General features: G+C 27.3%; 11 protein-coding genes and 1 pseudogene. 2 read left to right on the top strand and 10 right to left on the bottom strand.

All coding sequences use genetic code 11. The features are described from left to right. Window positions 1-95: 95 nt before the first annotated feature. Complete coding sequence (locus JOC62_RS09765) at window positions 96-401, top strand: hypothetical protein (protein ID WP_204595077.1); 306 nt, start codon at window positions 96-98, stop codon at window positions 399-401. A 107-nt stretch (window positions 402-508) separates the two neighbouring features. Here JOC62_RS09765 and JOC62_RS09760 read toward each other — a convergent pair whose 3' ends face one another. Continuing rightward, window positions 509-889 carry a RidA family protein gene (locus tag JOC62_RS09760; RefSeq protein WP_204595076.1) on the bottom strand — a complete coding sequence of 127 codons (381 nt, stop codon included), beginning with the start codon at window positions 887-889 and terminating at the stop codon, window positions 509-511. A gap of 171 nt (window positions 890-1060) precedes the next feature. Here JOC62_RS09760 and ilvA point away from each other — a divergent pair, with 171 nt between their 5' ends. Further along, window positions 1061-2260, top strand: coding sequence for a threonine ammonia-lyase (gene ilvA, locus JOC62_RS09755; RefSeq protein WP_204595075.1), 1200 nt, complete (start codon window positions 1061-1063; stop codon window positions 2258-2260). Window positions 2261-2311: 51 nt separating this feature from the next. Here ilvA and JOC62_RS09750 read toward each other — a convergent pair whose 3' ends face one another. The 9 genes and pseudogenes from JOC62_RS09750 to JOC62_RS09710 all read right to left on the bottom strand — a co-directional run bounded on the left by JOC62_RS09750 (window position 2312) and on the right by JOC62_RS09710 (window position 10855). After that, window positions 2312-2590: a hypothetical protein gene (locus JOC62_RS09750; protein ID WP_204595074.1), complete on the bottom strand. Its 279-nt coding sequence runs from the start codon at window positions 2588-2590 to the stop codon at window positions 2312-2314. Window positions 2591-2734: 144 nt separating this feature from the next. Next, the gene (locus tag JOC62_RS09745) at window positions 2735-3523 is read right to left on the bottom strand and encodes a hypothetical protein (RefSeq protein ID WP_243425044.1); all 789 of its coding nucleotides are present in this window, start codon (window positions 3521-3523) and stop codon (window positions 2735-2737) included. 353 nt (window positions 3524-3876) lie between these two features. Continuing rightward, window positions 3877-4242 (bottom strand): annotated as a pseudogene (locus tag JOC62_RS09740) (hypothetical protein); the annotation flags it as partial. 38 nt (window positions 4243-4280) lie between these two features. Then, a complete protein-coding gene (locus JOC62_RS09735; protein ID WP_204595073.1) occupies window positions 4281-5294 on the bottom strand; it encodes a radical SAM protein in 1014 nt (337 codons plus the stop codon). Window positions 5295-5733: 439 nt separating this feature from the next. Further along, on the bottom strand, window positions 5734-6882 hold the full coding sequence (locus JOC62_RS09730) for an ABC transporter permease (protein WP_204595072.1): 1149 nt from the start codon (window positions 6880-6882) through the stop codon (window positions 5734-5736). After that, a complete protein-coding gene (locus JOC62_RS09725) occupies window positions 6879-8015 on the bottom strand; it encodes an ABC transporter permease (RefSeq protein WP_204595071.1) in 1137 nt (378 codons plus the stop codon). The genes JOC62_RS09730 and JOC62_RS09725 overlap by 4 nt, the downstream gene beginning before the upstream one ends. Before the next feature lie 43 nt (window positions 8016-8058). Next, window positions 8059-8994 (bottom strand): ABC transporter ATP-binding protein, encoded by a 936-nt coding sequence (locus tag JOC62_RS09720; protein WP_204595070.1) that lies wholly within the window; start codon window positions 8992-8994, stop codon window positions 8059-8061. A 107-nt stretch (window positions 8995-9101) separates the two neighbouring features. Beyond that, on the bottom strand, window positions 9102-9728 hold the full coding sequence (locus JOC62_RS09715) for a response regulator transcription factor (protein ID WP_204595069.1): 627 nt from the start codon (window positions 9726-9728) through the stop codon (window positions 9102-9104). Between the two features lie 14 nt (window positions 9729-9742). After that, entirely contained in the window at window positions 9743-10855 is a 1113-nt protein-coding gene (locus JOC62_RS09710) for a sensor histidine kinase (RefSeq protein ID WP_204595068.1), read from the bottom strand. Window positions 10856-10943 lie beyond the last annotated feature (88 nt).

Here is a 10943-nt window from a genome sequence, read left to right as displayed (position 1 = left end):
AAATAATATAATTAATGAATAACCTGATTATTTTTTGTGAAATTATTATTATTATAATTTATAAGATTATAAATTTATTTTTAGGAGATGAGACTATGAACATAGATTATTTTATTAAAATAGTTCTAGATATTTTCTTTATTTTTATATTTACTTGTTGGGTTAGATATTCTTTTAAAACTGAAAAAGGATTAAGTTATAAAGCTTTAACAATTTTATTATTAACTAATAAAGTTGCTTCTACTATAGAAAAGTTTTCTGAAAATATATATAATCACATATATTTTATTTTCTATATAATTCAATGTATAGCTCTAATAATAATTTTATATAGTGGTCTAAAATCATTATTTACTTTAATTAAAAAATTTAATAACGAAAAAATTAAAATAGAATATTAAAAAATAATAGAAGAAATCTATATTTGACTGTATAAACTATTTATATTAATAAAAAAGGCTAAGAATCTTAAAAGATTTTTAGCCTTTTTTATTTTTAAACTTAAATACTATTCTACTATAGCAATTACTTCTATTTCAACAGGTGCATCTAGTGGTAATTTAGCAACTTCCACACAGCTTCTTGCAGGTGGTTCACCTTGGAAGAATGTTGCATAAACTTCATTAACAGCAGCAAAATCATTTAAATCTTTAACAAAAACTGTTGTCTTTATAACATTCTCCATACTTGTTCCAGCTTCTTCAAGAATACCCTTAACATTTGTTAAACTTTGTCTTGTAGCAGCCTTTATTTCTGTTACTAATTCCTTTGTTTCTGGATTTAGTGGAATTTGACCTGATGTGTATACCATATTACCTATTCTAACACCTTGTGAGTATGGTCCTATTGCAGCAGGTGCGTTATTTGTTTTGATTATTGTTTTATTCATAAAATTCCCTCCTCTTATCTTTTGTAATTCCATTATAAAGAAAAAATCTCAAAAAGTCTAAAATTTTGATAAAAAGTCTAAATATTTTAATTATTTTGTATTTAACCTCTATAATCTTTTATTGTAAATGTTATAATAAGTGTGAGAATTCACAAAAGAGAGGTGTTATTTATGCATTTAGATAGTATTAAAGCCGCAAGAGAAAATATTAAAGATGTAGTAGTTAAAACTCCATTATTGCATAGTAAGTTTTTCTCTGACTTATCAAAAAACAATGTGTTTATGAAGTGTGAAAACCTTCAATTAACTGGTGCATACAAAATAAGAGGTGCCCTTAACAAAATGATGAGCTTAACTAATGAAGAAAAAGCTAAGGGCGTTGTTTGTTCATCTGCTGGTAATCATGCACAAGGTGTTGCATATGCTGCTAATTTAATGGGTATTAAAGCAACAATTGTAATGCCAACTACTACGCCATATCTAAAGGTTCAATCTACTAAAGATTTTGGTGGAAATGTAATTTTACATGGTAAATGTTATGATGATGCTTATAGTTTTGCAAAGAAAATTGAAGAAGAACAAGGAGCTACATTCCTTCATCCCTTCAATGATATTGATGTAATTCATGGTCAAGGAACTATAGCACTTGAAATATTTGAAGATCTTAAAAATGTAGATGCAATAGTATGTCCAATCGGTGGTGGTGGATTAATTAGCGGTATTTCATTAGCTGCTAAAGAAATTAATCCAGATATACAAGTTATAGGAGTTCAAGCTGAAGGTGCAAGTGCTATGCACGATAGCTTCCATGCAAAAAGATTGACTCCCATTCCTTATGTAAGCACAATAGCTGATGGAATTGCAGTAAAATGTCCTGGTGACCTTACTTTTTCACTAATCCAAAAGAATGTTGATACTATTGTAACAGTTAGTGACAATGAAATAGTTGATGCCTTCTTAGCACTTAATGAGAAACAAAAGCTTGTTGCTGAAGCATCTGGTGCCGCATCACTTGCTGCATTATCAAAATTAGATTTTGAGGATAAAAATGTTGTTTCTATAATAAGTGGTGGAAATATAGATATGCTTACTATAATGTCTCTTATTAATAGTGGCTTAGTTTCTAGAGGAAGATTATTCTGCTTTACAGTAGAACTTCCAAATATTCCAGGAGAACTTAGTAGAATTACAGACCTTCTTAGAGAAACTAACGCTAATGTTGTTAAGCTTGAGCATAATCAATTTAAGGCAGTTAACAAGCTAAGAAATACATTACTTGAAGTCACCGTTGAAACAAACGGATATGAACATATAGCAAGTATTAAAGATCTTTTTAAGACTCAAGGATATATAATAGAGCAATTATATTAATACTAATAATTATTAATTTTAGTATTAAATAAAGGGTGGATTATCCACCCTTTATTTACTTGCTTCTTTATTTAATTTACTGTCATGCAGTACAAATTTTAAATATAATATAATAACTATAACAAAAATAATCATTGAAATTATCTCTATAATATTAATAGTAGGACTTATATAATTCTTAAAAACATCTCTAAATTCATAAAAATCTCCAATTGAATTATCAACTGTCCTTTTTAAAAAACTTATTTCTATAAAAAGAATAGAATTTAATATAAGTATTAAACAAAAGCCTATTAATTTAATTGTCTTTGCTTTAAATATCTTTTTCATAAATCCTCTTCTCTTCTATAATCCTTATATTATTAATTCTTACTTTAATCAGTAACTAATTTTAAAAATTAATTAGATTATATAATAATTATACAATACATTACATAATTTTAAAATATTGCTTTGTTAAAATATTATCATTTATTATTTTTTACCGCTACATTTTAATCCACATGTTTCAAGTTTTTCATCAAGAGTCCTTGTATCAAACGGATTGTGAAGCATTGCCTTTATAAATAATTGAGGATATTCCTCCTTTAAATGTCTCATATATTTAACCCAGATTCCGCTTAATTGCTCGTAGCAAATAGTTATATCTTTTTCTATATGATTATCATCACAACAACCACATATCATGTTATAATATCTATCATCAAACTCCTCTAGTAAATGGAATAATGACATAATTAACTCTGAAAATACCTCATGTTCCATTAAAGTTGGATTACTTATAAATGATATTATCATATCTTTCTTACTTTTAAGAATTTCCTTAACTCTATCTAAATCTATTTTGCTAGCATCAACAGAAAACTCATGATTTTCAATAACCCTTTCAAGCTCCTTAAAATCGTTCTTTTCCCACTCTTTATTTACAATGGCCACCTTAGTTATACTTTCAATCTCTCTATCACCTTTAGAAAACTCTTCTAGAAGATCTGCTCCAAACTCTGAGAAGAATACTCCTTTAATCATAATTAATTTTTCCCTCTTATGATTCTTTTCACGCTTTTCAAGTAGCTTTTCTATTACAAAGGCTGTAAAGAATACATCCATTGGAATAAATGCAATGTCTGCAAATAAAAATATTAAAGTATGGTGTAAATCATTAAAAGTTAAATAGTGTAAATAATGCAGAAATAAAGACAATACTATAAGTCCAATACCTATAAGTATAGTTTCCATTCTATGTCTATTCATAAATTTACTCATAAAAAATCGCTCCTCTCTGTCCAATCATCATGTCTATTAATTATAAGTGTATTTTTACTTATTATACAAACATTTATTTATAAAATCAAAATTAAAAAAGGTACTGTAAAAACTAAGGATTTTATAGTACAAGGTAATGTACCTTATAAATATGCTATGGTTAAAGATTTTAAGAAAAGTCAATCTGTATTTATATAAATTATACATTAATTATATATAGACTAATGAGTAATTGTTATATAATGCAAAATTAAAATACCGTAAGATTCGTTTCTGAATAATACGATATTTTTATTAATATTCTATCTTAATTTAGTACGTAAGATAATAAAATTCTGTATCATTCTTACATTTATCATTGGAGCATTTCCTGCATCATCATAGAACGAATCAAAAACATTCGATTTATCTTCTTTATTAACAGAGACACACCCACCAAAATAAGTCTTGTTAACAAATTCAGAGGATGGTATGTTTACACTAAAGAATCCATTTTTCACTACACCTGAAGTTGTATAATGTGAATTTTTCAATGAAATATACAATACATCCTTCTAACTTACAACACCATATGCACCTAATGTAGCATAATTTTGCTTTCCATTAACTATCACCCCTGATAAAACTGTAATAAATGGTTCAAAAGGGATATTTGCTATTATCTTCTTATCAAGTCTTTCAAATAATATTGTAACTTCCTCAATTGAACCTCCATACATTGGTTTAATTATCTCTCATTTAGCTAGTAAAACTTAATTTATTTTACCTCTCTATTACAATATTGATTTATTATATACATAATGTAATCTTCTTCATCAAATAATCTATTACTTTTAGGATTTCCACATTCTTTAACCATTTTGCTAATGGGTATTGTTAATCTATTGTGTTGTGCTAAACAATTGTTATTTATATAATTATTTAATACTATTTCAATTCCATCTTTCTTTATATTCCCCAATTTCCACCATGGTAATATTGATGTGTAATTTGGGTATACATCAAATTCTGAAGTAATATAGAAAATAGGAGATTGCGAAACAAGGTTAACAGTAGAATTATCTATAATAAGTTTCTTATAGATTCTTTCTTCAGTATCACCTAAATGCTTATGAAATTCTTTTGGTATATTCACTAAATCATCTGATGTTATTCTTATATCATATAACTTTTCATTTTCACCATCACAACTTCCTTGATGCACAAATAACTCAAATTCTTCTCCTATGATTTCACATCTTTCACTTAATTTCTTTTTTTTACTTAAATCAATAAGTGATTGTATCTTATTAATATTATATTTATTAATAAACATTTGCCACCTTGGAGCAATTTTATTATTAAGTAATATCTCAGTAGCATTTATTAATTCCTTAAATGCACCTTTTCTTCCAATGTAGTAATCAGTTTCTTCTTCAAGTCCAAAAAAAGTTAATTGGCATCTTCTAACACCAATATCATATGCCCATTTAACATACTCTTTATCTCTATTTATTCTCCAAAAACTTAGTAACTCAAATCTTTCTGGAGTTGTATTTATACTCAATTCATTATCTAATTCCCATAGTTGCTTATAATTACTCTTATAATCTGGCTCCCTAAACCAACTATATACTTCAAGTGAATCAGTATATTCACTAAAAGTATTTGATATATATTTCAACTCTTCTATAGACATATTTCCATTGTTAAAATGTCCTATCCAGCAATGTTTACATCTATTCGGACACCCAGCCATATCTACTGCAACTGTAATCTTATCAAACCTCATATCAATATCCCCCTAATTCAAGCATAATTATTCATAATCAATAAAATATATCTTATTACTTTACACATTTGCTATTATAAATTTTATCACATTGTCCATATGCATACATAATCCATAAACAATTCTGTTTAATTTATGTTCAATATATAAAAAAGATATTTGCAATTAACAAATATCTTTTTGGCTTTTTCTCTATATTCTCTTAATATTCTTCTTATGATACTTTCCACTAAATAATATTTAAAAGATAATTTATTTACTGTCATTACCATTATTAAAGTCTTTTTTTCTACATAAATTAAATTCATTATTTAGGTTCCTTGAGATTTTATATTTCCTGTCTATACTTTTAATTATAGAAACTAAATCTGTAATGGTCATATTGTAATTATTACATCTCTCCGCAAATAGAAAAGTATAGATTTTCCAATATACAATACTAAGCTATATCTACTTTCTTATCCTTACGCTTAGTTACATAAGCTGCAGCTAAGAAGAATACTGCTGAGTATAATAAAATTATTATAATATTTTTATATAAAGAATTAATAGCTATTCCATCTTGAAGAGATGACACCATATCCATAGCCCATCTTGTTGGAAGTAATTTTGATAGTTTATCTAATGCACTTGGGAATAGCTCTACTGGAACAAAGCATCCTCCAAGCATTAAAAGTATCATAATTAAGATGTTACTAATTATACTAGCCTCCTGTGAAGTTCTAGTTACTGCTATACAAAATGTTCCTACAGCTACTGCAAGTATACTAATTAAGAACAGTATAAAGAACATCTGTATATAGCTCATACCAATATTTATATTTATTAAATATCTTATTGCAACTAAAGATAGTGCTGCTTGTAAGTTTATAGCTAATATACTAGCTAAAATATTACCTAGGTAATATTGATAAACCTTTATAGGAGCTGCAAATATTCTAGTATATACTTTAGTTTTCTTATCTTCTAATATACGTTCTGCCCCGAGTATTGACCTAAAGAACATAAACATTATTAAAAATCCTACAAATATTGATGTGTTATTATAATCTTTACTATCATCTCTTAAAGAGCCTCTCTCTATAGTGACTTTATTGCTTTCATAATCTTTTAAAAGATTATTATAAACCTTACTATCTTCATTACTTATCTTTCCTAAATCCTCTAGATTTTTTAAATCAATTGATATCATAGATTCTATAGATTTATATATTGAATCTCCATCTTTACCTATAATCTCAATTTGATTTTTAGAATTTCCATTAACTATTCCCTCTTGGAATCCTTTTTTAATTATTATTCCACATTCTATACTTTTTTCTTTTATCTTACTTTCTATTTCTTCTTCATTCATATCTAGGGCAGTAAAATTGTTTTGATTTTCTATATTTTTTAGTATCAATTCTGAAGATTTACTATTATCTAAATTAGATACACCAATTGACATATTTGATGATCCACTTGTCAATAAAGAACCTACTACTAGTACTATTACAACTGGAGCTACTATACTTGCTATAAAATAGAGTGGTTTTTTTAATATCATCATTCTTAAATTATTTTTTAGCATTACTAAGATATTTCTCATATTCTCCACTCCTTTCGTCTTCCACTTACAACCATGATAGCTGCCATTATTGCAGTAACTATTAAAGCAACAGCACAAGATGATATAAGAAGCTTATTGCTATTATTGAATATACTTTGCATTATCCCTCTGTTAAGCCATCTAATTGGAGAAATATTAGTTATTATTTGGAATATTCCTCCTACATTATCAGGAAGAGCTAAATAAGCACCTCCGAGGAATGATAATACTGGAAATACTACACCTTGGAATACTCCCTCTACCTTTTCCTCATCATTAAAGAAACTAGCTACTACTGTACCAATACTTATACTTGCAAGGGCAAATACTTGTATTGCAGCATAACAAAGAAGTGGATTACTTCCCCAATTAGTCTTTAGTACAAAATTTGAGAATAAGAAACTTGGTAGTGTAGTTCCAAATGAAATAATGAAATATCCAATTGTTGATCCAAAATAATAATTAAAATCTGATATTCCAAGAATCTTCATCCTCTCCCTGATACCAGTTCTCTTATCTTCAAAATACCTACTCATAGGGAATAACATTAAATAAAGTAACATCATTGTAAGTTCTGCAATTGCATAATAATCAAATGATGTAGGTGCTTGTTCGCTATCAAGTAATTTAAAGTCTATACTTGAATCTTTTGAATCATAACTATCATTTTTAAGAATATTAGTTGCTTCAACTGGATTTATGCTATACATAAGCTTTATAGCTTCTCCTCTACTAGTTATCCCACTAAGCAAAGAATTTATATATGAATAATGAAAATCACTTCCACTTTGTACAAATACATTGATCTTATCTTTATTTAATTCTATAAAAATATCATCATCTTCACGTACCTTCTCTTTTCCTTCATCTGCTGATGATATAGTCTGAAAAGTGAGCTTTGTGCCTCCATTATCAGAAGCTTTAACCAAATTATCTATAATATCGCTACCTTCATCACCAATATTATTTATATAATATACTTCACTTTCCTTCATATTACTGCTGGTATTAAAATACTTTCCAAGAACTCCTCCAATTAAAATTGTTAGAAATATTGGAAAAAGCATTGAAAATATAAAGTATTTTGGACTTCTTAAAACTAAAAGTATTGTACTTTTAATACATGCTTTCATAATTAAATTAATCCCCCTTAATTTATTCTAATATTTCTTTCATCTAATCTCTTAAACTTCTTCCTGTAAGAGTTAAGAATACAGTTTCTAGAGTTATATCTTTATATCCAATATCAAATATATTTGCTCCAAGCTCATTAACTTTATCAATGATATTACTTAAATTATTAACTTCCTTACTTGAAGCTATCTTTATTTCATTTTCATTTATTATTACTTCTTGAACTCCTTTAACCTTTTTAAGTTCATTTATTTCTATAATTGCTCCATTATCAACTAATAGATGTAGATTTCTTGTTTCACTTACTATATTTTTAAGTTCCTCCTTAGTTCCTTGTACAATAACTTTTCCATGATCTATTATTGCTATCTCTTCACATAAGGTTTCAACTTCTTCCATATAGTGAGTTGTGTAAATTATAGTTACACCTTTTTTATTAAGCTTTTTTACAGATTGTAATATATGATTTCTTGATTGTGGATCTATTCCAACAGTTGGCTCATCCATTATAATTATCTCTGGTCTATGGACAAGAGCACAGGCTATATTAAGTCTTCTAAGCATTCCCCCTGAAAACTCTTTTGCAAGTTTTTTTCTTACATCCATAAGTCCTGTAAATTCTAATGATTCCTCTACTCTTTCTTTAAGGACTGATCCTTTAAGTCCATATATCGCTCCAAAGAACTTTAAATTCTCTTCTGCTGTAAAGTCCCAGTAAAGTGCAACTTCTTGTGGAACTAATCCTATCTTTTTGTTCTGACCCTTCATGCTCTTTGTAATATCAACGCCATTCATAATGATATTTCCTGATGTTCCTCTTATAAGACCACATATAATGTTTATAGCTGTGCTCTTTCCAGCACCATTTGGTCCAAGTAATCCATATATTCTTCCCTTTTCAATTTTAAGTGATATATTATCTACTGCTAAAAAGTCCCCATACTTCTTTACTAGATCCTTAATTTCTATAGCATACATTTAAAATCTCTCCTCTAAAATAATCATTTAAATCTTTATAATCTAATTATATAAAAAAGACCTCCCCTTTGAATCTAGAGAAGGTCACATCTTTCATATGACTTTTGTCATATTGATTTTAAATATTTAATTGCAATTTGAGTTCTGTGAGAAAGTTCAGTCTTCTGAAGGATTGATGTTATATAGTTTTTAACCGTTCCTTCTGATATAAATAAATTACTACTAATCTCTTTATTACTAGCACCCTTTGATATCTCTTTTATAATTTCAATTTCTCTTTCAGTAAACTGTGTCATATCAAATTCTTCTTTTTCTTTATAGTCTAAATTAGATGATAATTTAGATAACACCTCTTCCTGAATAACTGAGTTACCAGCGTAAACCATCTCTATAGCACTTATTATCTTATCCGGTGGAGTATTTTTAAGTAAGTATCCCTTTGCACCATAAGATATTGCACTTCTTATATAATCATCTTCATCAAAGGTAGTTAAAATAATAACTTTAGTATTACTTTTTTCATTTATCTCTTTAGTTGCTAAAACTCCATTCATAATTGGCATTCTAACATCTAACAGTGCTATATCAACATCATTTCTAACTACATATTCAAGAGCTTCACGTCCATTTGGAAAAGCATCTAAAACTTCTATATTTTGATTTGTTCCAAGTATTATCTTTAAACTTTCTCTTATTAAGTCATCATCTTCTCCAATGACTAGCCTTATAGTCAAAATCTTTTCCCCCTTTATTTATAAAATATCATAATAACTGTGAATCCATCACTTCCATCTATTATTAAATTCCCTCTTTGCTTTAAAACTTCCTCTTCCAGTTTTGTTAAACCATAACCTTTTATTACCTTTTCTTTTCCTACTCCATTATCTTTAAATGTTATCTTTAGTAATTTATCTAATATCTCTATGTTTACCGTTATCTTATCACAGCCACTATACTTAATACTATTAGTTGATAACTCCTTTATACCTTCATATATAACAGCCCATTCTACTATAGTCACTTTATCTATATTACCACTGTGCATTACTGAATATTTAATCTTAGATCCTTTAAGCTTTTCTTCTAATAAAAGCTTTATCTTGTTAATTCCAATCTCTTCACTTCTTGGAGTTATTTCATGAATAGTCTCTCTTATATCATCCATTCCTTTTCTTAGGTTTTCCGTAGCTTCTTTTATCATCTCTCGCCCTTTATCTATATCTGTATTTAAGATTATCTGAGCTGCTTCAAGTCTCATAATGGATGCTGCAATTACATGTCCAACATTATCGTGCATTCTTCTTGATATATCATTTCTCTCTTCTAATTTTACTGAATAAATACTTTGTTTGTAGAAATCACTCTCATCCTTAATTTTTTGGCTTAATGCATGTCCCTCTTTTATCTTTTTATCCATATCATCTTCTAATTTTATAAATTTTCTATCATATACACTAAATATTCTCATAAAGAAAATTCCGAGCACTGTGGTGTAAATATAAAATGGTATAAAATCTTTTTTATAAAATGCTGCAACAAACGTTGTAGAAATTATAATAAGAGGAATTAATAACTCAGCCTTTGAAGCGCAAACTTCAATTAACAATAACGTTATTAAAGTACTTGTTATCTCCATACCCAGATAATAAAAAATCAAGTTCCATATAATCAATAATATGAAAAATATATATTTATACTTTTTTCTAATTAATCCTTGCATAAGAGATAGTATAAGAAATCCAACAACATATAAACTTAAAACAAATCCATTTCCACTATCATGGATAGTAATACCTATAACACCTAATACTACTATAATTCTAAAGACTAAATTATAACTTTTCATCTCAAAATTTATCATTTTATCACCTAAGTAACCTTAATCATTTTACATTATTATACTATAAAAAAATGTATATAAGATATCTTATATACATTTTACATAAATT

Origin of the sequence: Clostridium sardiniense (genome assembly GCF_016907995.1) — a bacterium.
GTDB lineage: Bacteria > Bacillota > Clostridia > Clostridiales > Clostridiaceae > Clostridium > Clostridium sardiniense.
Note: the sequence above shows the minus strand (reverse complement) of the source record. Positions and strands in the feature narration are given on the sequence as shown.